At 74.6% G+C, this 25,796-nt stretch carries 25 protein-coding genes; 11 read left to right on the top strand and 14 right to left on the bottom strand.

The window, feature by feature from the left end:
• Positions 1-3: 3 nt before the first annotated feature.
• Together RF640_RS06855 and RF640_RS06850 are read right to left on the bottom strand one after the other, a co-directional pair.
• Positions 4-888, bottom strand: a complete 885-nt coding sequence (locus RF640_RS06855) for an SDR family oxidoreductase (RefSeq protein WP_017833009.1) — start codon at positions 886-888, stop codon at positions 4-6.
• 111 nt (positions 889-999) lie between these two features.
• On the bottom strand, positions 1,000-2,025 hold the full coding sequence (locus RF640_RS06850) for an AraC family transcriptional regulator (RefSeq protein WP_095649955.1): 1,026 nt from the start codon (positions 2,023-2,025) through the stop codon (positions 1,000-1,002).
• A 69-nt stretch (positions 2,026-2,094) separates the two neighbouring features.
• Here RF640_RS06850 and RF640_RS06845 point away from each other — a divergent pair, with 69 nt between their 5' ends.
• Positions 2,095-3,642 carry an NAD(P)/FAD-dependent oxidoreductase gene (locus RF640_RS06845; protein ID WP_052132842.1) on the top strand — a complete coding sequence of 516 codons (1,548 nt, stop codon included), beginning with the start codon at positions 2,095-2,097 and terminating at the stop codon, positions 3,640-3,642.
• A complete protein-coding gene (locus tag RF640_RS06840) occupies positions 3,639-4,574 on the top strand; it encodes an alpha/beta fold hydrolase (RefSeq protein ID WP_081994315.1) in 936 nt (311 codons plus the stop codon). The genes RF640_RS06845 and RF640_RS06840 overlap by 4 nt, the downstream gene beginning before the upstream one ends.
• 152 nt (positions 4,575-4,726) lie before the next feature.
• Here RF640_RS06840 and RF640_RS06835 read toward each other — a convergent pair whose 3' ends face one another.
• Positions 4,727-5,602 carry a helix-turn-helix domain-containing protein gene (locus RF640_RS06835; RefSeq protein WP_095649856.1) on the bottom strand — a complete coding sequence of 292 codons (876 nt, stop codon included), beginning with the start codon at positions 5,600-5,602 and terminating at the stop codon, positions 4,727-4,729.
• A gap of 193 nt (positions 5,603-5,795) precedes the next feature.
• On the opposite strand from RF640_RS06835, the gene RF640_RS06830 reads away from it, so the two are divergent.
• Positions 5,796-6,818 (top strand): zinc-dependent alcohol dehydrogenase family protein, encoded by a 1,023-nt coding sequence (locus RF640_RS06830; protein ID WP_206539732.1) that lies wholly within the window; start codon positions 5,796-5,798, stop codon positions 6,816-6,818.
• A 58-nt stretch (positions 6,819-6,876) separates the two neighbouring features.
• Here RF640_RS06830 and RF640_RS06825 read toward each other — a convergent pair whose 3' ends face one another.
• The 6 genes from RF640_RS06825 to RF640_RS06800 all read right to left on the bottom strand — a co-directional run bounded on the left by RF640_RS06825 (position 6,877) and on the right by RF640_RS06800 (position 10,651).
• Complete coding sequence (locus tag RF640_RS06825; protein ID WP_206539731.1) at positions 6,877-7,173, bottom strand: DUF1801 domain-containing protein; 297 nt, start codon at positions 7,171-7,173, stop codon at positions 6,877-6,879.
• A gap of 134 nt (positions 7,174-7,307) precedes the next feature.
• Entirely contained in the window at positions 7,308-8,207 is a 900-nt protein-coding gene (locus RF640_RS06820) for a macrolide 2'-phosphotransferase (RefSeq protein WP_368827226.1), read from the bottom strand.
• Positions 8,197-9,096 carry a spermidine synthase gene (locus tag RF640_RS06815; protein ID WP_368827224.1) on the bottom strand — a complete coding sequence of 300 codons (900 nt, stop codon included), beginning with the start codon at positions 9,094-9,096 and terminating at the stop codon, positions 8,197-8,199. The genes RF640_RS06820 and RF640_RS06815 overlap by 11 nt, the downstream gene beginning before the upstream one ends.
• Entirely contained in the window at positions 9,093-9,560 is a 468-nt protein-coding gene (locus RF640_RS06810; RefSeq protein WP_368827313.1) for an N-acetyltransferase family protein, read from the bottom strand. The genes RF640_RS06815 and RF640_RS06810 overlap by 4 nt, the downstream gene beginning before the upstream one ends.
• 71 nt (positions 9,561-9,631) lie before the next feature.
• The gene (locus RF640_RS06805; protein ID WP_133408913.1) at positions 9,632-9,949 is read right to left on the bottom strand and encodes a thiamine-binding protein; all 318 of its coding nucleotides are present in this window, start codon (positions 9,947-9,949) and stop codon (positions 9,632-9,634) included.
• A 132-nt stretch (positions 9,950-10,081) separates the two neighbouring features.
• Entirely contained in the window at positions 10,082-10,651 is a 570-nt protein-coding gene (locus RF640_RS06800) for a rhodanese-like domain-containing protein (protein ID WP_035925495.1), read from the bottom strand.
• Positions 10,652-10,773: 122 nt separating this feature from the next.
• Between RF640_RS06800 and RF640_RS06795 the strand changes: the two genes are divergently transcribed.
• The 4 genes from RF640_RS06795 (at position 10,774) to RF640_RS06780 (ending at position 15,078) form a co-directional block, all read left to right on the top strand.
• Positions 10,774-11,031, top strand: a complete 258-nt coding sequence (locus RF640_RS06795) for a metal-sensitive transcriptional regulator (protein ID WP_017832999.1) — start codon at positions 10,774-10,776, stop codon at positions 11,029-11,031.
• Between the two features lie 81 nt (positions 11,032-11,112).
• Positions 11,113-13,206 carry a phosphate acetyltransferase gene (gene pta, locus RF640_RS06790; protein WP_035925493.1) on the top strand — a complete coding sequence of 698 codons (2,094 nt, stop codon included), beginning with the start codon at positions 11,113-11,115 and terminating at the stop codon, positions 13,204-13,206.
• Positions 13,207-13,273: 67 nt separating this feature from the next.
• On the top strand, positions 13,274-14,431 hold the full coding sequence (locus RF640_RS06785) for an acetate/propionate family kinase (RefSeq protein WP_095649858.1): 1,158 nt from the start codon (positions 13,274-13,276) through the stop codon (positions 14,429-14,431).
• 143 nt (positions 14,432-14,574) lie between these two features.
• Positions 14,575-15,078 (top strand): hypothetical protein, encoded by a 504-nt coding sequence (locus RF640_RS06780; protein ID WP_017832996.1) that lies wholly within the window; start codon positions 14,575-14,577, stop codon positions 15,076-15,078.
• Positions 15,079-15,109: 31 nt separating this feature from the next.
• Here RF640_RS06780 and RF640_RS06775 read toward each other — a convergent pair whose 3' ends face one another.
• Genes RF640_RS06775 through RF640_RS06765 form a run of 3 tightly spaced genes read right to left on the bottom strand, consistent with a single transcriptional unit; the run spans position 15,110 to position 17,447 of the window.
• The gene (locus tag RF640_RS06775) at positions 15,110-15,571 is read right to left on the bottom strand and encodes a MarR family winged helix-turn-helix transcriptional regulator (RefSeq protein ID WP_095649860.1); all 462 of its coding nucleotides are present in this window, start codon (positions 15,569-15,571) and stop codon (positions 15,110-15,112) included.
• Positions 15,568-16,263: a CE1759 family FMN reductase gene (locus RF640_RS06770; RefSeq protein ID WP_336649552.1), complete on the bottom strand. Its 696-nt coding sequence runs from the start codon at positions 16,261-16,263 to the stop codon at positions 15,568-15,570. Before RF640_RS06770 ends, RF640_RS06775 begins: the two co-directional genes overlap by 4 nt.
• Positions 16,260-17,447 carry an LLM class flavin-dependent oxidoreductase gene (locus RF640_RS06765; protein ID WP_035925487.1) on the bottom strand — a complete coding sequence of 396 codons (1,188 nt, stop codon included), beginning with the start codon at positions 17,445-17,447 and terminating at the stop codon, positions 16,260-16,262. The genes RF640_RS06770 and RF640_RS06765 overlap by 4 nt, the downstream gene beginning before the upstream one ends.
• Before the next feature lie 126 nt (positions 17,448-17,573).
• On the opposite strand from RF640_RS06765, the gene RF640_RS06760 reads away from it, so the two are divergent.
• The gene (locus tag RF640_RS06760) at positions 17,574-19,988 is read left to right on the top strand and encodes a TIM-barrel domain-containing protein (RefSeq protein WP_368827220.1); all 2,415 of its coding nucleotides are present in this window, start codon (positions 17,574-17,576) and stop codon (positions 19,986-19,988) included.
• Positions 19,989-20,058: 70 nt separating this feature from the next.
• Here the strand turns inward: RF640_RS06760 and RF640_RS06755 are convergent, their stop codons facing one another.
• Positions 20,059-20,616, bottom strand: a complete 558-nt coding sequence (locus tag RF640_RS06755) for a hypothetical protein (RefSeq protein WP_368827218.1) — start codon at positions 20,614-20,616, stop codon at positions 20,059-20,061.
• 126 nt (positions 20,617-20,742) lie between these two features.
• Here RF640_RS06755 and RF640_RS06750 point away from each other — a divergent pair, with 126 nt between their 5' ends.
• The 3 genes from RF640_RS06750 (at position 20,743) to RF640_RS06740 (ending at position 22,752) form a co-directional block, all read left to right on the top strand.
• Positions 20,743-21,207, top strand: coding sequence for an OsmC family protein (locus RF640_RS06750; protein WP_336649549.1), 465 nt, complete (start codon positions 20,743-20,745; stop codon positions 21,205-21,207).
• Positions 21,208-21,362: 155 nt separating this feature from the next.
• Positions 21,363-22,298: a polyphosphate kinase 2 gene (ppk2, locus tag RF640_RS06745; RefSeq protein ID WP_035925478.1), complete on the top strand. Its 936-nt coding sequence runs from the start codon at positions 21,363-21,365 to the stop codon at positions 22,296-22,298.
• Positions 22,299-22,308: 10 nt separating this feature from the next.
• Positions 22,309-22,752: an anthrone oxygenase family protein gene (locus RF640_RS06740; protein WP_336649548.1), complete on the top strand. Its 444-nt coding sequence runs from the start codon at positions 22,309-22,311 to the stop codon at positions 22,750-22,752.
• 48 nt (positions 22,753-22,800) lie between these two features.
• Here the strand turns inward: RF640_RS06740 and ppc are convergent, their stop codons facing one another.
• On the bottom strand, positions 22,801-25,617 hold the full coding sequence (ppc, locus tag RF640_RS06735; RefSeq protein ID WP_368827215.1) for a phosphoenolpyruvate carboxylase: 2,817 nt from the start codon (positions 25,615-25,617) through the stop codon (positions 22,801-22,803).
• Between the last annotated feature and the right edge of the window lie 179 nt (positions 25,618-25,796).

The following is a 25,796-nucleotide window of genomic DNA, read 5'->3' as shown; positions in this document are numbered from 1 at the left end:
AGCCTAGGCCCGGCGCCGCCGCCCGGGAAGACGCCGCAGGACCCGGGGCGCATGCTTCAGGACCCGGGGCGCGTGCCGCAGGACCGGCCAGTAGGAGCCCGGGAGGACTCGCGCCACGAGGTCCGGCAGCACGGCGCTGGGCGCCACGAGCAGCCGGTTCCGGCGCCGCTCCACCGCCCCCAGGATGTCGGCGGCCGCACGCTCCGCCGGATAGCTGAGCAGCGCCGCGAAGTCCTCCCGGTCCTTCCGCGCCCGCTCCTCCGACACCCCGGCCGGGGTGCGGGCGGTCTCGGCGATCCTGGTCCGGACCCCGCCCGGGTGCACCACGGTGACCCCCACCCGGCCCGCCAGCTCGTGGCGCAGGCCCTCGGAGAACCCGCGCAGGGCGTACTTGCTCGCGGAGTACGCCACCTGCCCGGGCGGGGCGATGAGGCCGAACAGGCTGGAGAGGTTGACCAGGTGGCTGCCGGGGGCGGCGAGCAGGGCGGGCAGCAGCTCGCGGGTGAGCACCACCGGCGCCCGGAAGTTGATGTCCATGAGCCAGTCGAACTCCTCGGCGGAGACCTGCTCGAAGGTCCCGCCCAGGCCCACCCCCGCGTTGTTGACCAGCAGGTCGATCCGCGGGTGCTCGGCCCGGATCCGCTCGGCCACGCCCGGCAGCGCGGACAGCTCGGCGAGGTCGGCCACGACCGTGCGCACCGGCAGGTCCGGGTGCCCCGCGCGGATCGCCCCGGCGACGGTCTCGAGTCCCGCGGCGTCCCGGTCGAGGAGCACCAGGTGGGTGCCGCGGGCGGCGAGGCCGTGGGCCAGCTGCTCGCCGATGCCGGAGGCGGCGCCGGTGAGCACCGCGGTGGCGCCGGCGAAGCGGAAGGGTGCGGACGGGGACACGGGCTGCTCCTGGGGTCGGGGTCGTGGATCGGGGCCTGCTGTCCAGTGTGCGGGCGGGCACCGGTCACCGCTTGACCCACCGCGACAGGAAGTTGACGCGCGGCGACACCGTCAGCCGACCGGGACGCCCCGGCGGCGGACGTCCCGCGGCGGGGCACCCCACCAGCGGCGGGCGCACCGGGTGAGCGCCGAGGACTCCGAGAGCCCCACGAGCCCGGCGATCTGGCCGAGGGGGACGTCGGTGGTGGTGAGCCAGCGCAGGGCCGCGCTGCGCCGGGTCTCGTCCAGGACGGCGCCGAAGGTGGTGCCCTCCTCGGCGAGCCGGCGCTGCAGGGTGCGGGGGTGCAGGTCCAGCACCCGGGCCACGGCCTCGATCTCCGGGGACGCGGTGCCGAGCAGCTGCACCAGCACGCCCCGGACCCGGGGCGCCCACGCGGAGCCGGGCCCGGGGAGCTGGGTGTCGAGGAAGGCGAGCGCCACCTGCCGGACCCCGGCGTCCCCGTGCAGCGGGCGGGCGAGCGTGCTGGTGGGGATCCGCAGGAGGACGTCGGGGCGGCCGGTGCGCACGGGTGCCCCGAAGAACTCCTCGTAGACCCGCAGCGGCGCCGCCGGCCGGTGGGCCAGCTCGACCGTGCGCAGCCCGTAGCGGCCCCCCACCAGGGAGCTCAGGGCCCGGTGCAGCAGGCCCAGGCCCAGGTCGGTGCCCTGCGGGCTGCCGCGCCCGGGGTCCCGGGCGGTCGCGGCGGAGCCGCCGTAGCGCACCGCCGTCACCCCGCGGGCCCCGTAGGGGTCCGGCACCAGCGCCAGCTCGAGGGACGGGGCGTGGACGAAGAGGTAGCGGGAGGTGCACTCGAGGGCGTCGCGCACCGTCTCCGAGTGGCGGGCGGCGAGCGCGAGCGGGCCGAGCACGCCCGGGTCCTGCCGGGCGGCGACCCGCAGCCCCAGGTCGGGGCAGTCCAGCTCCCGGGCGGCGGTCTCCAGCACCCGCGCGACGGCCCGCTCGGGGACCAGGAGGTCGTCGGTGTCCAGGGCCGACCGGGGCAGGCCGGCGGCGTCGGCCAGGGCCTCGGCGTTCCCGCCGAGCTCCGCGACCGCGGCGCGGAAGCCGCGCAGACCTGCGGACCGGATGACCGTCATGTCGCCCAGGGTCAAGCAATCGTCGCGCAGCGTCAAGTCCTGGCGGGCGCGCCGGGCGATCCTGGAAGCATGCGAGCACCTTCCACCGCCAGCGAGCCGCCCCGCGAGATCCCCGGCGGCACCGACCACCGGGACGTCGTCGTCGTCGGAGCCGGCCTGTCCGGCATCGGCGCGGCCTACCGCCTGCAGACCGAGCGCCCCGAGCTGTCCTACGCCGTGCTGGAGGCCCGGGACGACCTCGGCGGGACCTGGGACCTGTTCCGCTACCCGGGCGTGCGCTCCGACTCGGACATGTTCACGCTCGGCTACTCCTTCAAGCCGTGGCGGGACCCGCAGGCGCTCGCGGACGGCCCGTCGATCCTCGCGTACATCCACGAGACGGCGGAGGAGTTCGGCATCGACCGGCACCTCCGCCTCCGCACCCGGGTGGTCTCGGCCGACTGGTCCGGCGCCGAGCAGCGCTGGAGCCTGGGCCTCGAGGTGCGGGACGAGGACGGCGCCGTCCACCGGCGCAGCATGACGTGCTCGTTCCTGTACTCGTGCGCCGGCTACTACGACTACGACCGCGGCCACGACGCCGCGCTGCCCGGCCTGGAGGACTTCGGCGGCCGGGTGGTGCACCCGCAGTTCTGGCCCGAGGACCTGGACTGGACGGGCCGGCGCGTGCTGGTGGTCGGCAGCGGCGCCACCGCCGTGACCCTCGTGCCGGCCATGGCGCGGACCGCCGCGGGCGTGACCATGCTGCAGCGCTCCCCCACGTGGATCAGCGCCGTGCCCGGCCGGGACCGGCGGGCCGACGCGCTGCGCCGGCTCCTGCCCGCGGGGCTCGCCCACCGGGTCATCCGCGCCAAGAACATCCTGTTCAGCATGGCCGTGTACCAGTTCTGCCGCCGCCGCCCGGCCGCGGCCCGGGCGTTCTTCACATCCCGGGCCGCGCGCATCCTCGGCTCCGAGGAGCTCGTGGCCGAGCACTTCACCCCGTCCTACGACCCCTGGGACCAGCGGTTGTGCGCCGTTCCGGACGCGGACCTGTTCAAGGCGCTGAAGCGGGGGCGGGCCGAGGTGGTCACCGGCACGATCGACACGTTCGTGCCCGAAGGGGTCCGGCTGAGCGGGGGCCGGGTCCTCGAGGCCGACCTCGTGGTCACCGCCACGGGTCTGCGGCTGCTCCCCTTCGGCGGGATCGTCCTGACCGTGGACGGGACGCCGGTGGAGCTCGCCGAGCAGTTCGTGTGGAACGGGGCGATGCTGACCGGCGTGCCGAACTTCGCGCTGTGCATCGGCTACACCAACGCGTCCTGGACCCTGCGCGCGGACCTCACCCACCGGCTGGTGTGCAGGGTGCTGCGGCACCTGGAGCGCCACGACGCCGGGGCCGTGGTGCCGCGCGCCCCCCGGGGCATGGCCGAGCAGCCGCTGCTGGACCTCAGCTCCGGCTACGTCCGGCGCGCGATCGGCGCCTTCCCGCGCCAGGGCGACCGGCACCCGTGGCGGGTGCGGCAGAACTACCTGCTGGACTCCGCGACCACCCTGCGCACCCCGCTGTCCCGCACCCTCGACCTGATCCCCCGCACCGCGGCCCGCCGCGGCGCCCGCCCGCAGGAGACCCACGCATGACCGACCGACACGCGCCCGTCCCCGCCGCAGACTCCCCCGCCGGCACCCCGGAGGCCACGACGACGACGGTGGAGGTCGCCGGCCGGCCCGTGCGCATCCGCCGCTCCGGGCCCGCGCAGGCGCCGCCGGTCGTGCTGCTGCACGGCATCGGCCGGAGCCTCGAGGACTGGTCGGCCGCCCACGACCTGCTGGCGCGGGACCACTGCGTGCTGAGCATGGACCTCCCCGGCTTCGGGCTCACCCCCGCCGGCGCGGACCGGCCGGGGCTCGGGACGTTCGCCCGCGCCGTGGTCGGCGTGCTCGACGCGCTCGGCGAGCAGCGGCCGGTGCACCTCATGGGCAACTCCCTGGGCGGCGCCGTGGCCATGACCGTGGCCGCCGAGCATCCCGGGCGGGTCGCGGGGCTGCTGCTCGCCAACAGCGCCGGGTTCGGCCGGGAGGCCAACGTCTCCCCCCTGCCCATGGTGTGGGCGGGGCTGTCCCGGCTGCCCGTGGTGGGCCGCCGGTTCCGGCCGCTGGCGCGGGCCGCCGCGGTGCGGTCGAACCAGAACTGCTTCTTCGACCCGGCCCTGGCCACCCCGGAGCTGCTGCGGCACGCGGCGCGGGTGGGCGCCCAGCCGGACTTCCGGGCCACGTTCCTGGGCACCTACCGGAGCATCGGGCTGCCGGTGATCGGCGTCCTGCCCGGCTGGCGGAGGGCCCTGCTGGAGAAGGTGCGGGCAACGGGCCTGCCCGTGCTCGTGGTGTGGGGCGAGGCCGACGCCGTGCTGCCGGCCCACCACGCCGAGGCCGCGGCCGCCGCCCTGCCCGGCGCCCGGCTGCACGTCTTCCCGGACACCGGGCACATGCCGCAGATCGAGCGCACCCAGGAGCTGGTGGAGCTGGCCCGGGAGTTCGTGGCGTCGGTCGAGGCCTCGCGCGCCTCCCGCTGATCCCCGAGCCCACCGGAACGCCGCCGCGGGGTCGCCTCCGCGCCCAGCACACGCGGCGGGTCGCGTTCCGACGTTCAGCGCGGCATGTTCTCGCCGATGGCGACCCCTCGACCGACAGGGGCGCGACGACGGGTGGGCGCCGCAGCCGCGGATCAGCGCTCGGGGACGGCGGCGTGCCGGTCGGCCGCCCAGGATCCGAGCAGCCGGAGCCGCTCGGCCGAGGGCGAGCCCGGTTCGGCGGTGTAGATCATGAGGACCTGCCCGGGCTCGGCGGTGACGGCCAGCTCCTCGTAGGCCAGCGTCAGCTCCCCCACCACCGGGTGGCGGAAGCGCTTGGTGCCGGTGCCGTGGGTGCGCACGTCGTGGGCGGCCCACAGGGTGCGGAAGGTCTCGCTGCGGGTGGACAGCTCCCCGACCAGGTCCTGCATCGCCCGGTCGTGCGGGTCGCGGCCGGCCTCGGCGCGCATGATCGCCACGCACATGCTCGCGAACACCTCCCAGTCCGGGTAGAACTCCCGGGAGGCCGGATCCAGGAACTGGAACCGGGCCAGGTTGGGGGTGCGTCCGCCGTCCCCGAGCAGCGGGGCGTAGAAGGCGCGCCCCAGGGCGTTGGTGGCCAGCAGGTCCTGGTGCTGGTTCCGCACGAACGCCACCCCGCCGGTGATCGCCTCGAGCGCCCACTGAAGACCCGGCCGGGAGCTCGCCTGCCGCGACGCCCGGCGGCGCGGGCGCCGTGCGGCGGACACGCCGTCGGCCGCCCGCGCCAGGTCGAGCAGGTGCGCTCGCTCGGTCTCGTCCAGGCGCAGGGCGGCGGCGACCGCCTCCAGGACCGAGGCCGAGGCCCCGGCGACCGCCCCGCGCTCGAGCTTGGCGTAGTACTCCACGCTCACCCCGGCCAGGGCCGCCACCTCGGAGCGGCGCAGCCCCGGCACCCGGCGGTTGCCCCCGGCCGGCAGACCGGCCTGGGCCGGGGTGAGCTTGGCCCGGCGCGAGACGAGGAAGTCGCGGACCTCGGTGCGGTTGTCCATCCCGCCAGGATAGGGCGCGGCCGGAGCCGGAGGGGTGCCCTGCCGGTACACCCCCCGGCAGGGCCTTCCCCGCGGCGGGAGCCGGGGGTTGACTGGGCATCATGCCCCGTTCTGCGCAACGGCCCTCCGGCCGGCGCAGCTCTTGCCCGACCGTCCGCACGACGGACCACCGCACCAGAAGGAGGACACCACCATGCGTGGAGTCATCATGCACGCCCCCGGCGACGTCCGGGTCGAGGACCGCCCGGACCCGGAGATCGTCGAGCCCACGGACGCGATCGTCCGGCTGAGCGCGACCTGCATCTGCGGCTCCGACCTGTGGCCCTACCGCGGCGTCGAGGACGTCGACCACACCCTGATGGGCCACGAGTACGTCGGGGTGGTCGAGGAGATCGGCGCCGAGGTCAAAACCCTGAAGGTCGGCGACTTCGTCGTCGGGTCCTTCGTCATCTCCGACAACACCTGCGAGATCTGCCGGGCCGGGTTCCAGTCCAAGTGCGTCCACGCCGAGTTCGTCGCCGGCACCATCGGCACCCAGGCGCAGAAGGCCCGCATCCCGCACGCCGACGGCACCCTCGTGGCCACCCCGGGACAGCCGGACCCCGAGCTGATCCCCTCGCTGCTGGCCGCCTCCGACGTGCTGGGCACCGGCTGGTTCGCCGCCGTGGCCGCCGAGGCCGGACCCGGCAAGACCGTCGCGGTCGTCGGCGACGGCGCCGTCGGGCTCATGGCGGTCCTCGCGGCCAGGGAGCTCGGGGCGGAGCGCATCATCGCGATGTCCCGGCACCCGCGGCGCCAGGAGCTCGCCCGCTTCTACGGCGCCACCGACATCGTCGAGGAGCGCGGCGAGGAGGGCGTGGCAAGGATCAAGGAGCTCACCAATGGGCTCGGCGCGCACTCGGTGATCGAGGCCGTGGGCACCCAGGAGTCCTTCATGCAGGCCGTGGGCGCCACCCGCGGCGGCGGCCACCTGGGCTACGTGGGCGTCAACCACGACGTGCAGATCCCCGGCATCCAGCTGTTCTTCGCCGGCATCCACACCCTCGGCGGGCCCGCCCCGGTGCGCCGGTTCCTGCCCGAGCTGATCCAGCTCATCTGGGACCGGAAGATCGACCCCGGCAAGGTCTTCGACCTCACCCTGCCCCTGGAGCAGGCCGCCGAGGGCTACCGGGCCATGGACGAACGCCGCGCCACCAAGGTCCTGCTCACCCTCTGAGCCCCGGGGCGTCGGCGCTCCGCGCCGGCGGGCCGCGCGCGGAGCGCCGACGGCGCCGTCAGCCCACCGACCTCCGGACGAGCTCGCCGATCGCCGCCTCCCCGGCCTCGCTCAGCTCGGTCAGGGCGTAGGACGTCGGCCACAGGCCCCCGGCGTCGTCGAGGTGCGCCTCCGTGCTGAAGCCGAACGTGGAGCAGCGCTCCTTGTCCTGGTGGCCGCTGCGGAAGAAGCACACCACCTTCCCGGACCGTGCCCAGGCAGGCTGGTCGTACCAGAGCTTCGGCGCCAGCTCGGGGGCGGCCGCGGTGACGACGGCGTGCACGCGCTCGGCCAGCTCCCGGTCCGGCGGCGCCATCCCGGCGATCGCGGGGACAGGTGTGCTTCCACGCCAGCCGCCACGACGGCCCGGAGTCCGTCCGGCAGGGCCCGGCCGGACGGACGAGCCGCAGACAGGGCCTGCGGACGTGCCGGCGGTGGAGCGTGGCGGCCTCAGGGGCGCAGCTGTGCGGCGGCGGCCTCGCGGTGGCCCGGTTCCCCGGACGCCAGGGCGAAGAGGGCGTAGTTGAGGGGTCCTGCGGCCACGAGGGCCTCGCAGCGGTCGGCGAGGCGGGGTTCGTGGCGGCCGGTGAGCTCCTCGTAGGCGCGGACGGTCGCCGCGAAGGACTCGGGCGGGGCGATGAGGTGCTGGTACATGAGGTCCAGGGCCGGGTCGCCGACGCCGGCCGTCGTCCAGTCCAGGACGGACAGGATGCGGCTGCTGTCGTCGAGCAGCAGGTGGGCGGGGTAGAGCTCGCCGTGCGTGAGGACGGTGCGGCGCGGCCACAGCCCGTCGTCGTCGAGCCAGGCCCGCCACCGGGCCGCGAGCTCCGCGGCGACGTCGAACTCCCCGAGCACCCGCTCGAGGTCGGCCGCCCACCGCCGGCGCACCTGCTCGGGGGTCTCGGCGGAAACACCCGCCGCCGCGGCGGCGGCGGGGCCGAGGCGGTGGAGGGACGCGACGACCTCCGCCAGGGACCGGGCGTGCTCCGGGGAGGCGGTGTCGTAGTGCCAGACCGGCTGCCCCGCGGCGTCGAGGGTGAGACCGGGCCGGCCGGGCAGCAGCGGATAGGCGACGAGCTCCGGGCCCGCGATCCGCCAGTCGGGCACCGCGACCGGGAGCCGCGGGCGCACGAAGTCCAGGATCCGCAGCTCGTCGGCCACCTTCGCCGCGACGTCGGGGCGGCGCGGGATCCGCAGCACCCACTGCTCGCCGGTCCCGGAGGCGGCGGCGAACGCCACCCGGTAGTCCAGACCCGCCTCCTCGAACCGGACGGTCCCCTGTTCCAGGTCCAGGCCGTGCCGCCGGGCGAGGCCGCGCACGTCCTGCTCGGTCGCGGGCTCAGGCGCCATCGCGCGCCCCCTCGGCGACCGGGTCGTGGCGCGGCGGGGTGCCGCCCACGAAGGAGCGCACCCACGCCTCGTCCTTGTACTGGGCGGGCACCGCGCCGCCGAGCAGCTCCCGGCCGAGCGCGGCCGCCCCGGGCGAGCCCTCCAGCGGCAGCGGGGCGGAGGAGGCGGCCAGCACGATGTTGCCGTAGCGGCGGCCCTTGAGCATCGCCGGGTCCGCCACGGCGGCGACGTGCTCGAACACCTCGGACAGCGCGGCGAGCTCGGCGCGCGCCCCGGCGAGGTCCCGGGTGTCGCCGCAGTTGAGCACGTACAGCCCGCCCGGGGCGAGGACGCGCCGGACGTGCCGGGCGAACTCCACCGTGGTGAGCGGCTCGGGGGTCACGGCGCCGGCGAAGACGTCGCGGACCACGACGTCCCGGGTGGCCGGGCTCAGCGACTCCGTGACGGCCCGGGCCTCGCCCACCCGGATCCGCAGCAGCGGGGCGCGCGGGAGGTCGAACCACTCCCGGACCAGCTCGGCGAGCCGTCCGTCGAGCTCGACGACGACCTGCCGCGCCGCCGGGTGCGCGTGGGCGAGGTAGCGGGCGAGCGAGCAGGCGCCGCCGCCGAGGTGCAGCACCCGCAGCCGCTCCGGGTCCGGGGAGGCGGCGAGGTGGGCGTCCACGACCGCGGCGATCCAGCGCATGTACTCGAAGTCGAGCCGCTCGGGGTGCTCCGGGTCCACGTGGGAGGAGGGGACGCCGTTGACGTGCAGCACCCACGAGCCGGGGGCGTAGGCGTCCGGGACGAGCTCGGCGGTGCCGGTCGAGATCTCGTAGCTCCCGGCCGCGGGGCCGGTGGGTCCGGCGGGTGCGGGCGCCGGGCGCGAGCGGCGGGACGCCCGGCTCACGCGGTCCCCGTCCGGAGCATGCGGTGCATGTGCTGCCCTGCCCAGGGCCCGCCGGCGGGGTAGGACTCGGCCAGGGCCCGGAAGCCGTGCCTGGCGTAGAAGCGCTCCGCGCGGGCGTTGCCGTCCATGATCCACAGGTACGCGTCCGCGGAGCCGATCGCGGCCTCCTGCAGGGCGGCGCCGAGGCCCGTGCCGTGGGCGGCCCGCAGCACGTAGAGCTGGAACAGCTGCAGCGGGACGAGCGGGGCGGGCACCCCGGCCCGCCCCTCCCACGCGGCGGGGGCCGGACCGGCGGAGACCAGCCCGAGGGCGGCCCCGTCGTCGTCGACCGCGAGGAGGGTGCGCACGTCCGGGTCGGTGAGGAGGGCGAGGTCGTAGCCGGCGGTGCGCTCGGCCGCGGCCTGCTGCCGGTCGGCGAAGGCGTCCCCGAAGAGCGGGCGGTAGGTCTCGTCGAGGCAGCGCAGGTGCAGGGCGGACCAGGCCCCGGCGTCGGACGGTCCGGCGGTCCGCAGCCGGACCGCCGCGGGGGCAGCGCTCAGGACTCTATGGCCTGCCGCTGGATCGCGGCCTCGAGGCGCTCGACCTTGCCCTGCAGCTCGCCGGTGCGGCCGGGGCGGATGTCGGCCTTGAGCACGAGGGAGACCCGGGGCCCGTAGCGGCCCACGGCCTCGGTGGCGCGCTTGACGACGTCCATGACCTCGTCCCACTCGCCCTCGATCGTGGTGAACATGGCGTCGGTCTCGTGCGGCAGTCCGGACTCGCGGACCACGCGGACGGCGGCGGCGACGGCGTCGTGGACGGAACCGCTCGGGTTCTCGCCGCCGGACGGGGAGACGGAGAAGGCAACCAGCATGCCCCCATCCTCCCACCCGGCGGCGTCCGGGTGAACCCCGGGGACGACGCCGGCCCCGCCGCCACGCGAACGGCGTGGCGGCGGGGCCGGCGGATCAGTCTGCGGGGCCGACCCGGCGGATCACTGGACGGATCACTGGGCGGTGAGCTGCTCCAGCACGGCGTCCTTGGAGGGATCCTTGGCACCCTGGTTCCAGGGCATCTTCGAGAGCACGTTGGCCATGGCGCAGGTGTTGGACAGCGCGGAGTACGCGAGCCCGCCGCCGACGCCCGCGGCGACGGCGCGCAGCTTCGGGGAGACCAGCTGCCCGCCCACCACGCTCGCCAGCACGAGCGAGCCGGCGACCATGCGGACCTGACGGTCCATGGCCCAGGTCGAGGCGCCGCGGACGACCGCGCCGCCGGCCTTCTCGAAGTCGTCGACGGTGCCGTCGACGACGTAGGTGTTCTCGGTGCCGGCCGAGGAGAGGATGTCCTGAGCGCGGGTGGCCCGGGCGCCGGAGCGGCAGATCAGGGCGACCTTGCCGCCGAGGGCCGCGGCGATGTCCTGCGCGTGGTCGGCCACGAGGTCGACGGGGACGTTGTAGGCGCCGTCGATGTGCTCGGCGGCGAACTCGGCGGCGGAGCGCACGTCGAGGACGGCGACCTCCTCTCCGGACTCGATCCAGGACTTCAGCTCGGCGGGGGCGACTTTCGAGGTCATGCGGCAGTTCCTTCCGGGTGACGGTGGGTGTGACTCCATGATGCACTATACCCCCCTGGGTATGCAAGATCCCCCAGGGGGTATAGAATCGTCGGAGCAACCACCACACCCAGGAGCGCCCCGTGCAACTCGACCCCCAGGACCTCACCCCCACCATCAACCGGCTCAAGCGGGCCCAGGGCCAGCTCGGCGCCGTCATCCGCATGCTCGAGGAGAGCCGCGAGTGCAAGGACGTGGTGACGCAGCTCTCCGCGGTCTCCCGCGCCCTCGACAAGGCCGGCTTCTCCATCATCGCCACGGGCCTGGACCAGTGCCTGCGCTCGGAGGACCCGAGCCTGGACAAGGCCGAGCTGGAGAAGATGTTCCTCTCCCTCGCCTGAGCGGCCCCGCACCCGGCCCTCCGGCGGGTGGGCCCTAGACTGGGCACGGACCCAGCCCGACCGTCGGAGGACCCCGCCACCATGACCCAAGGCATCTACGTCAGCGCCATGACGCCGCAGTCCGGCAAGTCGCTCGTGGCCCTCGGCCTGGCCGACTCGCTGTTCCGCAAGACGGACCGCCTGGGCTACTTCCGGCCCGTCCACCTCGGGGAGACCCCGGCGGAGGACCCGATGGTGCAGCTGATGAAGCGCAACTTCGACCTCCCGGACGAGCGCTGCCGCGGCGGCATCTCCCTGGCGCGCACCCGGGAGCTGCTCGCCGCGGGGGACCACGACGAGCTCGACGCGATGGCCGTGACCGTCTACGGCGAGATGGCCCGGCACTGCGACGTGATCGTGGTGGACGGCACCGACCTCCTGGCGCACAACGCGGCCACCGCCGAGTTCGACATGAACGCCCGGATGGCCAACAACCTGGGCGCCTCCGTGCTGGCCGTGATCGGCGCCGACGAGTCCGAGAGCCCCGAGGACGTGCTCAACGCGGTCGAGGTCACCCGGGCCGAGCTGAACCAGGTGCGGTGCGACATCTTCGCGGTCATCGTCAACCGCGCCCGCCCCGACTGGGTGGAGCAGATCGAGCACAACGCCGCCCGCGGCGTGCGGGGCCTGCCCGTGTACGTCATCGCCGAGAACGAGGCGGTGGCCGCGCCGACCGTCGCGGAGCTGCGGGACCGGCACGGGTTCGGGGACGGCCCGTCCGCGGTCTCCCTGGACCGGGACGTCAAGGGCGTGAAGATCGCCGCGATGACCGTGGGCCACTACCTCGAGCAGCTCGCCGACGGCGACTTCGTCATCACGCCGGGGGACCGCTCCGACATCGTCGTCGCGTCCCTGGCCTCCGCCCTCTCCCCCGCCCTGCCCGTCCCCTCCGGGATGCTGCTCACGGGCGGCTTCGAGACCGAGGGGCGGATCCGGGAGCTCACCGCCGCGGCGCCGTTCCCCGTGCTGACCACCGGGCTGGACACCTACCGGGCCGCCCGGGAGGTGTCCCGGACCCGGGGCACCCTCTCCGGGGCGCACCCGCGCAAGGTCGCGGCCGCGCTCGGTGAGTGGGCCCGGCGGGTGGACGGCGAGGAGCTCGTGAGCCGGCTCGACCTGCCGCGCCCGGCCAAGCGCACGCCCCTGCGCTTCCTGCACGAGCTCGTCGAGACGGCCCGGGCGGACCGGAAGAACATCGTGCTGCCCGAGGGCGAGGACCCCCGCATCCTGCGGGCCGCCGAGATGATCCACCGCCGCAACTTCTGCGACCTCACGGTCCTGGGCGACCCCGGGCGGATCGCCCAGCTGTGCCAGACGGAGGGCATCAACCTCGACTTCGCCGAGGACGGGCTGACCCTCGTGGACTTCGAGCACGACGACGCGCTGCGCGAGAAGTACGCCGGGGAGTACGTGCGGCTGCGCGCCCACAAGGGCGTGCAGCCGGAGACGGCACTGGAGCGGATGCTCGACGGCTCCTACTTCGGCACCATGATGGTGCAGATGGGGGACGTGGACGGCATGGTCTCCGGCGCCGCGCACACCACCGCCAACACGATCCGCCCCGCCCTGGAGTTCGTGAAGACCTCCGAGGGCGTGAGGATCGTCTCCTCCGTGTTCTTCATGCTCCTCGAGGACCGCGTCCTGGTCTACGGCGACTGCGCCGTGAACCCCAACCCGGACGCCCAGCAGCTCGCGGACATCGCGCTCGCCTCCGCCCGCACCGCCCGCCAGTTCGGGGTGGAGCCCAGGGTGGCGATGCTGTCCTACTCGACCGGCGGGTCCGGCTCCGGCGAGGACGTGGACAAGGTCCGGACGGCCACCGAGATCGTGCGCGGCGCGGACCCGGGGCTCGAGGTGGAGGGCCCCATCCAGTACGACGCCGCGGTGGACGCCTCGATCGCGGCCTCCAAGCTGCCCGGTTCCGCCGTGGCCGGCCGGGCGACCGTGTTCGTCTTCCCGGACCTCAACACCGGCAACAACACCTACAAGGCCGTCCAGCAGTCGGCCGGCGCCGTGGCCGTGGGCCCGGTGCTGCAGGGGCTGCGCAAGCCCGTCAACGACCTCTCGCGCGGGTGCACCGTGGACGACATCGTCAACACGGTCGCGATCACCGCGATCCAGGCGCAGGGCATGTGACCCACCGGCCCACCGCTCGCACCGTCCCCGTCCCCATGCCCGTCGCCACAGCCCCAGGGAGTCCTCCATGCTCGTGCTCGTCGTCAACTGCGGCTCGTCCTCGCTCAAGTACCAGGTCCGGGAGCTCGAGGCCGGTGCGGACGGCGGGACGGTGCTGGCCTCCGGGCTGATCGAGAACATCGGCAGCTCGCGGATCGCGGACCACACGCAGGCGCTCGAGCTGCTCGCGGAGCGGCTCGAGACCGAGCTGGAGGGGCGCACGATCGACGCCGCGGGCCACCGCGTGGTCCACGGCGGCGAGCGCTTCTCCGCGCCGGTGCTCGCGACCAACGAGATCATCCGCGACATCGAGCGGCTGGTCCCGCTGGCTCCCCTGCACAACCCCGCCGCCGTCCTGGGCCTGCGGGCCGTCCAGAAGACGTGGCCGCACCTGCCGCAGATCTGCGTGTTCGACACCGCGTTCCACCGCACCATGCCCGAGCACGTGTGGCGCTACGCCGTGCCGGAGGAGTTCTACGAGCGGTGGGGGATCCGCCGCTACGGGTTCCACGGCACGTCCCACGACTGGGTGACGGGTCAGGCGGCGCAGTTCCTGGGCGTCCCGCGCGAACGGTTCAGCTGCGTGGTGGCGCACCTGGGCAACGGCGCGTCGGTGACGGCGGTCAAGGACGGCGCCTCCTACGACACGTCGATGGGCTACACCCCCCTGGCGGGCCTGGTCATGGGCACCCGCACCGGGGACCTGGACCCGTCCGTGGTCACGGCCGTCCTGCGCCGGGACCCCGGGATGACCCCCGAGCGACTCGACGCCGTGCTCAACAAGGAGTCCGGTCTGCGGGCGATCGCCGGCGACCACGACATGCGCGCCGTCCAGGAGGCCGCCGACCGCGGCGACGAGCGCGCCGAGCTGGCCCTGGAGATGGCCGCCCACCGCCTGGCGAAGTACGTGGGCGGCTACCACGTGGCCGTGGACGGCGCGCAGGCGCTGGTCTTCACGGCCGGGATCGGGGAGAACGCCTCGGCCTTCCGCGCCCGCGTCTGCGGGCGGCTGGGCGCCCTCGGGGTCGTGCTCGACGACGACGCCAACGCCGCCCGCTCGCGGGAGGTCCGCCGGATCTCCGCGCCGGGATCCGCACTGGAGGTCCTCGTGGTGCCCACCGACGAGGAGCAGGCGATCGCGGCGGCGACCGCGGCGCTCGTCGCGGCCGGGACCTCCCCCGCCTGAGCGGATCCGGGCGTCACGCTCCGCCGCACCGGGGCCATGGGGCCGCCAGGTGTTCGCGAATGCGATTCCAGCGGATAGGTTCGGTGCTGGGCCCTGCGCAGGGCCCTCCCCGTGTCAGGCCCGTGCGTCAGGAGGCACCGACGATGTCCCAGCAGCCCCACCAGCCCCGGGGCCACGGCGGCCCGCCGCCGCCCGGCGCTCCTCCCGACGCGAGGGCCCGCCCGCCCCGGCCCCCGGTGACGGCCGATCTGCGGCTGCTGCTCCGGCTCACCGTGGCGTCCTTCGTGGTCGCGGTCCTCGGCAGCGCGGTGGGGTACCTGGCGGCGCCCGAGCAGTACACCGGCCTGCCCGCAGGGGCGTTCGGGACGGTCGTCCTCGCCATCTCGCTCCTGTTCGGCCTCGGGTTCACCGCCGGGCTCTACGCCCTGGTGTACTTCCCGCTGCGCGAGCAGCGGCAGTGGGCGTGGATCCTCGGCATCGTCTTCGCGTCCATGGCGCTCCTGACCACCGTGGCCAACGCCGTGCTGCTGCTCGTGGTCCCGGCGGGCACGTCGATCGGGCTCGTGACGGGCGCGCTCAAGGCCGTCGTGGACGTGGCCTGGCTCGTGGTGGCCGCCCGGCCGGGCGTGCGGGCGGCACTGCGCTGAGCTCGCGGACCGGGACGCCGCAGCCCCGTCCTCAGGCCAGACGGCGGGCCAGCCGGTCCATGACGGCGGCCAGCCGGTCGGCGTCGTCGCCCTCGAGCGCACGGAGGAACAGCTCCTCGACGTCGCGGGCGTGGGCGGGCCGCAGGCGCCGGAAGGCGCGCAGCCCCTCCTCCGTGAGCTCGGCCTCGAGGCCTCGCGCGTCCTCGGCGCAGCGCCGGCGCCGCACCCAGCCGCGCTTCTCCAGCACGCCGATCTGGTAGCTGAGCCGGCTCGGGGAGAAGACCAGCCGCTGGGCCAGCTCCCCCATCCGCAGCCGGTGGTCCTCGGCGTTGCGCAGCAGCAGGAGCACCTGGTAGTCCATGAGCGAGCAGCCGTGCTCCTTGAGCCGCGCCTCGATCTCCGTGGTCAGCCGGGCGGTGGTCTCGAAGAACAGCTGCCACACGTCCCACGGGCGGGCCGCGGGCTCCGGCGCGGCCGCCGGGCGGCCGGTCACCGGCCGGCCCGGGCGAGCAGGTCCGCGAAGTCGGGGACCCCTTCGAACCCGCCGCCCCGCTCGGACCCGGCTGCGCCCGCCGGGACCTCGCCGGCCGCCCGTCCGGCCGGCTGCGCTCCCGGCGCGATCGAGCGCGCCAGCTGCGCGCCGGCCCGCCGGATGCGCGACTCGAGCGATCCGCCGGCCCAGTCCTCGGTGGCGGCGTAGACCCCCAGGGGCAGCACCAGCGCCTTGAGGTGGGTGAACAGGGGGCGCATGGCGGTGTCGAGCATCAGGGAGTGGCGTGCCGTGCCCCCGGTCGCGGCCACCAGCACGGGCACGTCCTCCAGCGCGGCGTCGTCGACGAGGTCGAAGAAGGACTTGAACAGCCCCGAGTAGGAGGCCTTGTACGTCGGGGTGGCCGCGATCAGGGCGTCCGCCCCGGCGACCGTGTCCAGGGCGGTCCGCAGCTCCGGACCGGGGAAGCCGGTGAGCAGGTGGTCGGCGACGGCGTGGGCCAGCGGGCGCAGGTCCACGCGCTCGATCCGCACCGGCGTCCCGGCCAGTCCGTCCCGGGCGGCCTCGGCGAGCCGGTCGGCCAGCAGCGAGGTGGAGGACGCGTCGGACATCCCCGCCGACACCACGGCCACGGTGAGCGGGCGCGCCGCGGCGGGGTCCGGCGTCGTCGTCGTGGTGATGTTCCGGGAGCTCATCGGTGGGCCTTCTCCGTGGTCCGCCCCGTGGTCGGCTCCGCGGCCTGCGCGGCGCGGGCCCGCCCGGCGGGCGAGTCCTCGGCGCCGCCGGGCACCGGGTCCTGGCCGGCGCGGTGGCGTTCCAGCAGCGAGGCGTGGGTCGGGGCCTCCGGCACGTGGGCGGGCTTGAGCGCGGCGAACTCCTTGCGCAGCACCGGCACGACCTCCTCGCCCAGCAGGTCGAGCTGCTCCAGGACGGTCTTGAGCGGCAGGCCGGCGTGGTCCATCAGGAACAGCTGGCGCTGGTAGTCGCCCGCGTAGTCGCGGAACCCGAGGGTCTTCTCGATGACCTGCTGCGGGGAGCCGACGGTCAGCGGCGTCTGCGTGGTGAAGTCCTCCAGGGACGGCCCGTGCCCGTAGACGGGGGCGTTGTCGAAGTAGGGGCGGAACTCCCGCACGGCGTCCTGGGAGTTCCGGCGCATGAACACCTGGCCGCCGAGGCCCACGATGGCCTGGTCGGCCGAGCCGTGGCCGTAGTGCTCGAAGCGCGTCCGGTAGAACTCCACCATCCGCCGGGTGTGCTCGGCGGGCCAGAAGATGTTGTTGTGGAAGAACCCGTCGCCGTAGTAGGCGGCCTGCTCCGGGATCTCGGGGGAGCGGATCGAGCCGTGCCACACGAAGGGGGCCACGCCGTCGAGCGGGCGCGGGGTCGAGGTGAAGCCCTGCAGGGCGCCGCGGAACCGGCCCTGCCAGTTGACCACGTCCTCCCGCCACAGCCGGTGGAGCAGGCTGTAGTGCTCGATCGCCAGCGGGATGCCCTGGCGGATGTCCTGGCCGAACCACGGATAGACCGGGCCGGTGTTGCCCCGCCCCATGGTGAGGTCCACGCGGCCGTCGGTCAGGTGCTGCAGGTAGGCGTAGTCCTCCGCGATGCGCACCGGGTCGGTGGTGGTGATCAGGGTGGTGGCCGTGGACAGCTGCAGCCGCTCGGTCTGCGCCGCGATGCTCGCCAGCAGGACGGGCGGGTTCCCCGGCGCCACGAACGGCGGGTTGTGGTGCTGGCCCGTGGCGAAGACGTCCAGGCCCACCTCCTCCGCCTTCTTCGCGATCTCGACGGTGGCCTTGATCCGCTCGTGCTCGGTGGGGGTGCGTCCCGTGGTGGGGTCCTCGGTGACGTCCCCGATGGTGAAGATGCCGAACTGCATGTGGTCCTCCTGCTCCGCGGCGGCGTCCGGCCGGACGGCCCGCCCTGTTCTTTCAAATTTGAACTACTACCGTCAAGCGGCGCCCGTCCCGGATTATTCCCGCCCCGGTCCGCCTAGGGTGGACGCATGCCCCTCCCCCACTTCCGTCCCACCGGCGCCGGCACCGCGGACCCGGGCGCCGTCGTCGCCGGCGAGCACTACCGCATCAGCATGCTGAGCCCCGGGCTGCTGCGCCTGGAGTACAGTCCCGCCGGCCGCTTCGAGGACCGTCCGTCCGCGTTCGCCGTCGACCGCCGGTTCCCGGTGCCGGACTTCCGGGTGCGGCGCACGGCGGCCGGGCTGGAGCTGAGCACGGAGCGGATCCACCTCAGCTACGACGAGCGGGCCTTCAGCCCGACGGGACTGTCCGCGCAGATCCGCGGCGGCGTGACCAGCTACCACAGCGTGTGGCGCTACGGCGTACCCGCCCCCACCCTGGGCGGGACCGCGCGCACCCTCGACGAGGCCGACGGCCCGATCCCGCTCGAGCCGGGCATCACGTCCCGCGAGGGCTTCGGGGTGATCGACGACTCCGCCTCGGTGCTGCTCACGGACGACGGCTGGTACGCGCCGCGCGCGCCCGAGGAGGGCGCCGTGGACCTCTACCTCTTCGGCTGGGGCCACGACCACCGGCAGGCACTGCGCGACCTCTACGCCCTGTCCGGGCCGCAGCCCGTCCTGCCGCGCTGGGCGCTCGGCAACTGGTGGAGCCGGTACCACGCCTACGACGAGGCCGAGTACCGGGAGCTGGTCGCCGAGTTCGACCGGCGCCGCCTGCCGTTCTCCGTGCTGGTGGTGGACATGGACTGGCACCTCACGGACGAGCACGTGGAGCGCCGGCACGGCTCGGGCTGGACGGGCTACACCTGGAACCGGGAGCTGTTCCCGGACCCGCGGGCCTTCCTCGCGTGGGCGCACGAGCACGGCTACCGGGTCACGCTCAACCTGCACCCGGCCGACGGGGTGCGCTCCTTCGAGGACGCGCACCCCGCGATGCTCGAGGCCCTGGGGCGCGAGCCGGGCTCGGAGGAGCCCGTGGCCTTCGACGTCACCGACCGGGACTTCGTGGCCGCGTACTTCGAGGTCCTGCACCGCGGCCTGGAGGCCGACGGCGTGGACTTCTGGTGGGTCGACTGGCAGTCCGGGCCGCACTCGCGGCTGCCCGGGGTGGACCCCCTGTGGGTGCTCAACCACTACCACTTCCTGGACTCGGGCGCGGACGGGTCCCGCCCGCTGACGCTCTCCCGCTACGCCGGGCCCGGCAGCCACCGCTACCCGGTCGGCTTCTCCGGCGACACCGTCATCTCCTGGGCCTCGCTGGCGTTCCAGCCGTACTTCACGGCGACCGCGGCGAACATCGGCTTCGGCTGGTGGAGCCACGACATCGGCGGGCACGTCTTCGGCGCCCGCGACGACGAGCTGGCCACCCGCTGGCTGCAGTTCGGGGTGTTCTCCCCGATCCTGCGCCTGCACTCGGGCGACAACGACTTCATCGCCAAGGAGCCGTGGCGCTACCGCTCCCCCTACGCGGAGGCCATGGAGCGCGGCCTCCGGCTGCGGCACCGGCTGGTCCCCTACCTGCACACCGCCAACCGGGCCGCCGCCGTGGAGGGCGTCCCCCTGGTCCGGCCCCTGTACCACGAGCACCCGGAGGCGGAGCAGGCCTACCGGTACGGCCACCAGTACCTGTTCGGGCCCGAGCTGATGGTCGCCCCGGTCACCTCCCCCGCGGACCCGGTGGTCACCCGCGCGGCCGTGCCGGTGTGGTTGCCGGAGGGGTCCTGGACGGACCTGTTCACGGGCACCGTCTACGACGGCGGGCGGGAGCTCGTGCTGCACCGGGGCCTCGACGACGTGCCCGTCCTGGCCCGCGCCGGCGCGATCGTGCCCCTCGCGGGGTCCGACGACGACGCCGCGCCGGGCCCCGGCAATCCCGGGGAGCTGGAGGTCCTGGTGGTCGCCGGCGCCTCGCACCGCACCGTCCTGGACGAGGACGACGACAGCGGCGACGGCCTCGACCCGGCCCGCTGGGCGCGCACCCCGCTCGCCCTCGACGCAGCCGCCGGGGAGTTCACGATCGGCCCGGCACACGGCCACCTCGACTGCCTGCCGGCGGCGCGCGCCTGGACCCTCACCTTCATCGGCCTCGAGGAGCCGGCGGAGCCGACCGTGACCGTGGACGGGAGGACCGTCCCGGCCCGCACCGACCGGCGGGGGAACGGCGTGCGCGGGCACCGCACCTCGGTCACCGTCGAGGGGGTCGCCCCCGGGGCGCAGATCGTGGTGCGGTCGGCGGGACTGGGCGCCGTGGCCGCCCAGGATCCCGCGGACCGCGTCTTCGACCTGCTCAACGACGCCCAGATCGGCTACGAGGTCAAGCGGCGGGTGCACGAGGCCGTGCGGCGCGATCCCGTGGGGGCGCTCGGGCAGGCACCCGCCCTGGGCGTGGAGGGGCCGCTGCTCAGCGCGCTCACCGAGCTGGTGCTGGCGACGCGGTCCTGACCCCTGGTCGCCGGAGGTCGACCCGTCGTGGCGTGCTCCACGGACCCGGTCACCGCCCGCGGTGGAGAGCTCACGCGGGGCAGGGGCCGTCCTCGTCCAGACCGAGCTCGACGACGAGGATGGGCAGCCTCAGCCGTTCCGCGGTGAAGGACACCACGCGGGCGTGCGGGATGCCCTTCTCCCGGACGAAGCGGCAGGCGACCAGTCCGTGGTCACGGTTCTGGCCGATCATGAGCACCCAGTTCCGGCCCGCGGCGTCCAGCGCGTGCGCCTGGCGCTCCAGGTCCCTCCCGGCCGGGTCCTTCTCGGTGTTGCGCCGGGCGAAACGGGCCGCGTAGGCCCTCATGTCCTCCTCGGTGCGCAGCACCCCGGCGGCGACCCGCCGCGCGTCCTGGACCCTCAGCACGGGCGCGATCTGCTCCTCGCGGATCTCGCCGGCCCGGTCCCCTGCCTCCTCGTCGGCGGAGCGGCGGGCGGCGTGGATGATGCGCTCGATCCGGCGCAGACGGGCGTCGTCCTGGTGCAGCCGGCGGTAGTCGGCGATCAGCGCCTCGAGCTCGGCGTCCAGGTGGCTCCGCTCGGGCTCCTCGGGCTCGCGGCCGTCGTGCGCCGGTCGTGATGGGGACAAGCCGGCCTCCTGGGCGCTGGACGGTGACGTTCCCACGTCAACGGCGACGGCCGCAGCGCCTATTCCGCCGGCCCCCGGGGGCGGTGCCGGGACCGCCGACGCGAGCGGGGTTGGCATCATGGGTGCATGAGTGAGATCAACGACCCCGCCCCGCGTTCCGTCGAGCTGACCCGCACCGCCACCGGCCACTACACCGCCCGCAACGCCGAGGGGGCCGAGATCGCCTTCGGCCGCGGTGAGGGCCTGCTGTCCCCCGTGGAGCTCCTGCTGGCCGCCATCGCCGGGTGCTCGGCCATCGACGTGGACGTCGCGACCTCCCGCAGCTCGGAGCCCTCGGAGTTCCGCGTCGAGGCGACCGGACAGAAGATCCTCGAGGAGAACGGGGCGAACCGCCTGGAGGACCTGCACCTCTCCTTCCACCTCGCGTTCCCCGACGACGCCGCCGGCCGCAAGGCCGCCGGCATGGTCCAACGCCTCGTCACCCTGTCCCACGACAAGTACTGCACGGTCTCGCGGACGGTGGAGCACGGCACCGCCGTCGGCCACGACGTCAGCGTCGACATCGACGGTGCCGCGGGCGAGCCCCTGTAGCCGACCGCACGGGGTTCTGCACGGTCGGCCCCGGGCGGGGCAGGAGGACCGAGCCCCTGGTGTTCACCGGGCGGTCATGTGCCCGCCGTCCGGGCGGGTCAGGATGAGCACGCCTACACTGCGCTCAAGAGACCCTGACCGGAGAGGAACGGCCGATGCCCGACGGAAAACGGCAGTGGATGCCCGCCGACCAGTGGGCCGTGCGGGAGAACCTGCGGGAGTTCATCGACCACCTCACGCAGATGGGCTACACCGTGCCCCACGGGCACGAGGAGGACCCGGACCTCATCGACCCGGGGGGCTCGGCCGTGGAGACCTGGCGGGAGGACCACCCCTACGACGAGCTGATGGGCCGGGAGGAGTACGAGCTGGAGAAGTACAAGCTCCAGATCGAGCTGCTGAAGTTCCAGTACTGGGGCCAGGACCACGACCTCCAGCACGTCATCGTGTTCGAGGGCCGGGACGCCGCCGGCAAGGGCGGGACGATCAAGCGGTTCACCGAGTACCTCAACCCGCGCGCCGCCCGGGTCGTGGCCCTGACCAAGCCCTCGGACCGCGAGGCCGGGCAGTGGTACTTCCAGCGCTACATCCGCCACCTGCCCACCGCCGGGGAGATGGTGCTCTTCGACCGCTCCTGGTACAACCGGGCGGTGGTGGAACCCGTGATGGGCTTCTGCACCCCGCAGGACTACGCGTGGTTCATGGACCAGGCCCCGGTGTTCGAGAAGATGCTCGTGGACTCCGGCATCCACCTCACCAAGCTCTGGTTCTCCGTGACCCAGCAGGAGCAGCGGACCCGGTTCGCGATCCGTCAGATCGACCCCGTGCGCCGGTGGAAGCTGTCCCCGCAGGACCTCGCCTCCCTGGACCGGTGGGAGGACTACACCGAGGCGAAGGAGGAGATGTTCCTGCGCACGGACACCGACCACGCCCCGTGGACCACGGTGAAGTCCAACGACAAGAAGCGGGCGAGGATCAACGCGCTGCGCTTCTTCCTGGACCAGTTCGACTACGAGGACAAGGACCCGTCCGTGGTCCACCCGGCCGATCCGCTGATCGTGCGCCGCGGCCGCGACGCCGTCGGCGACTGAGTCCCGCGGCGTGGAGACGTGGCCGGCGCTGGTCGCCGGGATCGGCTCGGGACTGGTCGGCGGGTTCTACCTGGCGTTCTCCCTGGTGGTGATGCCGGCGCTGCGGCGCCTTCCCGGCGGTGCGGCGGCCTCGGCGATGATCGCCGTCAACCGGGCCGCGGTGCGGGCGCCGTTCCTGGTGCTGTTCTTCGGCACCGCCCTGGCCTGTCTGGTCGTGGTCGGCACGAGCGTCTCCGCACCCGGCGGGCCGCTGCGCGTGCTGGGTGCGCTGGCGTCCCTGGCGGGCTGGGTCCTGACCGTGGCGGTCAACGTCCCGCTCAACGCCCGGCTGGCCGGCACCGATCGCCGGACCGTGGTGTGGTCCGCCTACGCGCGGCCGTGGACGCGGGCCAACCACCTCCGGGCGGGACTGTCCGTGCTCGGCGCCGTCGCCCTGTTGCTCCCCCTCCCCTGATCCGGGTCCGGGCGGCCGCGTCCCCCGCGCCGCCGCCCGGCCCGGCGGTCAGCCGGTGTTGCGCAGGCCGGCGGCCACCCCGTTGATGGTGATGAGCAGGGCCCGCTGCAGGCCCTCGTCGACCTCCCGGCCCTCGGCGTCCTGCTCCCGGATCCGGCGGAGCAGCTCCACCTGCAGGTAGGAGATGGGGTCGAGGTACTGGTCCCGCACCTCGAGCGTCTGCTTCAGGGTGGGGTTGCCGTCCAGCAGCTCCGCCTGCCCGGTGAGCCGGGCGAGCTCGTCGAGGGTGAGCTCGTACTCGCGGCGGATCACCTCGAACACGTGCTGGAGCCGCTCGGGCACCAGGGCCCGGACGTAGTGGGCGGCGATCTCCAGGTCGGTCTTCGCCACGGTCATCTCCACGTTGGAGATCACGGAGCGGAAGAAGTGCCAGCGCTCCAGCATGGTGCGCAGGTCCCCCTCCATCCTCGCCTCGCGGGCGGCGCGCAGGCCCGAGCCCACCCCGAACCAGCCGGGCACGATCTGCCGGGACTGCGTCCAGCCGAAGACCCACGGGATGGCCCGCAGCCCGGACAGGCCCTTGTCCGACGACGGGCGCTTGGCCGGGCGGGAGCCGATGTTCAGCGCGCCCAGCTGCTCCACCGGGGTGGCGGACAGGAAGTACTCCGGCAGGTCGGGGTCCTCGACCAGGCCCGTGTAGGAGGCGAAGGCGGCGTCGCTGACCACGTCCATGACCTCGCCCCACCGGTCCAGCTCCTCCTCGGTGGAGCGCGGGTCCTGGTGCAGCGCCGTGGCGCGCAGCACGGCGGCCAGGGACAGCTCGAGGTTCTCCCGGGCCAGGGCGGGGAGGGAGAACTTGTCGCTGATCACCTCGCCCTGCTCGGTGAACTTGATCTCGCCGGCGAGGACGCCGCTGGGCTGGGCGAGGATCGCGTCGTGGGTGGGACCGCCGCCGCGGCCCACGGAGCCGCCGCGGCCGTGGAAGAGCCGCAGCCGCACCCCGTGCCGGGCGGCGACGTCGCGCAGCCGGCGCTCGGTCCGGTGGATCTCCCACCGGCTGGTCATCACCCCGGACTCCTTGTTGGAGTCGGAGTAGCCGAGCATGACCTCCTGGATGTTCCCGCGCGCCGCGACCACCCGCCGGTAGGCCGGGTCGGAGAGCAGCTCGTCGATGACCTCCGCGGAGCGGCGCAGCTCCCCGACGGTCTCCAGCAGCGGCGCGAAGCCGAGGGTGGCGCGGTCCTGCTCGCCGGTGAGGTCCACCAGCCCGGCCTCGCGGGCCAGGATCACGGGGGCCAGGATGTCGTCCGCGTCGCGGGTCATGGACACGATGTAGGTCTCGACGATCTCCTCGCCGTAGGTCTCCTGGGCCCGGGCGATCTCCCGGAAGACCGCGAACGTCCGGTCCGCGTCGCCGTCGAGGTGCACGGCGCCCGTGGACAGCCCCGGCGGAGCGAGCGGGCGGCGGCCGGCGAGCTCCCCGGCGAGCACCGCGGCGCGCGCGCCCCGGTCCATGTCCGCGTACGGCTGGTCCAGCTCGCCCAGCCGGTCGAGCAGCTGCCCCACGGCCTCGTGGTGGGCGTCGGCGTGCTCGCGGACGTCCAGGGTGGCCAGGCCCAGGCCGAAGCCGGCGATGGTGCGGGTCGCCGCGGCGAGCGAGCCGTCGGCGGCGAGCGCGCCCGCGTGGTGCCGCAGCGAGCGGGCCACCACGTCGAGGTCGGCCACGAGCTCCGCGGTGGTCCGGTAGTCCCGGCCCGGCTCGTGGACGGTCTCCTCCGCGAACCGGCGGCGGGTGTTGATCAGCTTGGCCTTGATGCAGGTGAGCTTGAGCCGGTACGGCTCCTGCGCGTTGAGCTCCAGGACCCGCGGGTCCAGGCCGGGCAGGTGGGCCACGTCCCGCTCCACGGACTCGCGGAGCTCGGGGTCGACCTCGACGATGGCGGTGGAGGGGGACAGCCGGGAGACCAGCACGTCCAGGAAGCTCAGGGCGATGTCCACGGCGGCCTGCCCCTGCAGCTGGAGGACCCGGCGGGTCATCTCGGGGGTGACGTTGGGGTTGCCGTCCCGGTCCCCGCCGATCCAGGACCCGAAGCGCAGCGGCGGGGGGCCGGCCGGCAGGTGCACGTCGTGCTGCGAGAGCTGGTCCTCGAGGTCCGCGAGCAGCACGGGCATGGTCTCGGTGAGGACCTCCCGCAGGTAGTACAGGGCGTTGCGGGCCTCGTCGAGCGGGGTGGGGCGGTTCTGGCGCAGCTCGTCGGTCTGCCACAGGAGCTCGATCAGCTCGGCGAGGCGCCGGTCCTGGCTGCGGCGCGCGGCGGAGCCCTCGGCGGTCTCGCGGGCCAGGATGTCGGAGAGGTGCCGGATCTTCGTCAGCACGGAGCGCCTGGAGGCCTCGGTGGGGTGCGCCGTGAACACCGGCCGGACGTCCAGGCTGCCCACCGCCTCGCGCAGGGCGTCGGGACCGGCCTCGGCGGCGACGTCGGCGACCGCCGCGGCGAGCCACCCCTCGTCCTCGGGGCGGCGGCCGAGCACGCGCACGCGGTGCACCTGCTCGGCGGCGTTGGCCAGGTGGAAGTAGTGGGCGAAGGCCCGCACCAGGTCCGTCGCCCGGTCCAGGGGCAGGGAGCCGAGCAGGTCGCGGACCTGGCCCGCGGCGTCGTCGGCCCCGGAGGCCTTGGCGTCCTTCGCGTCCTTGGTGAGCCGGCGGACCTGCTCGACCAGCTCCAGCAGCTCCTCGCCGCGCTGACGGGCCAGGGTCTCCCCCAGCAGGGTCGTGATGCGGCGGACGTCCGCACGCAGCGGGGCGTCGATCACCTCGGCGCGGTGGCGGTCGGGGGCGGCGGTCCGGTCGTGCTGAGTCGTCATGTCGCGGCTGCTCCTGGCTGGTCGGTCGTCACGGGTGCGCGCACGACCGACGAGCGGTCGCGCCGTCGGTGCCTACCGTGCCAGCCTACCCCGGGTGATCCACGTCGCACGGGCCGCCCCGGGGAGGCCCCGCGTGGACCCTCTCCTGGAAACCCGTGCCGGCCGGGGCAGGGAGCGGT

Origin of the sequence: Kocuria sp. CPCC 205231, assembly GCF_040980965.1 — a bacterium.
Classification (GTDB): domain Bacteria; phylum Actinomycetota; class Actinomycetes; order Actinomycetales; family Micrococcaceae; genus Kocuria; species Kocuria rosea.
The sequence above is the reverse complement of the archived record's forward strand: the minus strand, read 5'-3'. Positions and strand labels throughout refer to the sequence as shown.

What these genes read in the sequence shown, in the direction of transcription:
- RF640_RS06850 (WP_095649955.1), bottom strand. Translation starts at nt 2,025, where the DNA reads ATGACGGTCATCCGGTCCGCAGGTCTGCGCGGCTTCCGCGCCGCGGTC.
- RF640_RS06845 (WP_052132842.1), top strand. Translation starts at nt 2,095, where the DNA reads ATGCGAGCACCTTCCACCGCCAGCGAGCCGCCCCGCGAGATCCCCGGC.
- RF640_RS06840 (WP_081994315.1), top strand. Translation starts at nt 3,639, where the DNA reads ATGACCGACCGACACGCGCCCGTCCCCGCCGCAGACTCCCCCGCCGGC.
- RF640_RS06835 (WP_095649856.1), bottom strand. Translation starts at nt 5,602, where the DNA reads ATGGACAACCGCACCGAGGTCCGCGACTTCCTCGTCTCGCGCCGGGCC.
- RF640_RS06830 (WP_206539732.1), top strand. Translation starts at nt 5,796, where the DNA reads ATGCGTGGAGTCATCATGCACGCCCCCGGCGACGTCCGGGTCGAGGAC.
- RF640_RS06825 (WP_206539731.1), bottom strand. Translation starts at nt 7,173, where the DNA reads ATGGCGCCGCCGGACCGGGAGCTGGCCGAGCGCGTGCACGCCGTCGTC.
- RF640_RS06820 (WP_368827226.1), bottom strand. Translation starts at nt 8,207, where the DNA reads ATGGCGCCTGAGCCCGCGACCGAGCAGGACGTGCGCGGCCTCGCCCGG.
- RF640_RS06805 (WP_133408913.1), bottom strand. Translation starts at nt 9,949, where the DNA reads ATGCTGGTTGCCTTCTCCGTCTCCCCGTCCGGCGGCGAGAACCCGAGC.
- RF640_RS06800 (WP_035925495.1), bottom strand. Translation starts at nt 10,651, where the DNA reads ATGACCTCGAAAGTCGCCCCCGCCGAGCTGAAGTCCTGGATCGAGTCC.
- pta (WP_035925493.1), top strand. Translation starts at nt 11,113, where the DNA reads ATGACCCAAGGCATCTACGTCAGCGCCATGACGCCGCAGTCCGGCAAG.
- RF640_RS06785 (WP_095649858.1), top strand. Translation starts at nt 13,274, where the DNA reads ATGCTCGTGCTCGTCGTCAACTGCGGCTCGTCCTCGCTCAAGTACCAG.
- RF640_RS06780 (WP_017832996.1), top strand. Translation starts at nt 14,575, where the DNA reads ATGTCCCAGCAGCCCCACCAGCCCCGGGGCCACGGCGGCCCGCCGCCG.
- RF640_RS06770 (WP_336649552.1), bottom strand. Translation starts at nt 16,263, where the DNA reads ATGAGCTCCCGGAACATCACCACGACGACGACGCCGGACCCCGCCGCG.
- RF640_RS06765 (WP_035925487.1), bottom strand. Translation starts at nt 17,447, where the DNA reads ATGCAGTTCGGCATCTTCACCATCGGGGACGTCACCGAGGACCCCACC.
- RF640_RS06760 (WP_368827220.1), top strand. Translation starts at nt 17,574, where the DNA reads ATGCCCCTCCCCCACTTCCGTCCCACCGGCGCCGGCACCGCGGACCCG.
- RF640_RS06750 (WP_336649549.1), top strand. Translation starts at nt 20,743, where the DNA reads ATGAGTGAGATCAACGACCCCGCCCCGCGTTCCGTCGAGCTGACCCGC.
- ppk2 (WP_035925478.1), top strand. Translation starts at nt 21,363, where the DNA reads ATGCCCGACGGAAAACGGCAGTGGATGCCCGCCGACCAGTGGGCCGTG.
- ppc (WP_368827215.1), bottom strand. Translation starts at nt 25,617, where the DNA reads ATGACGACTCAGCACGACCGGACCGCCGCCCCCGACCGCCACCGCGCC.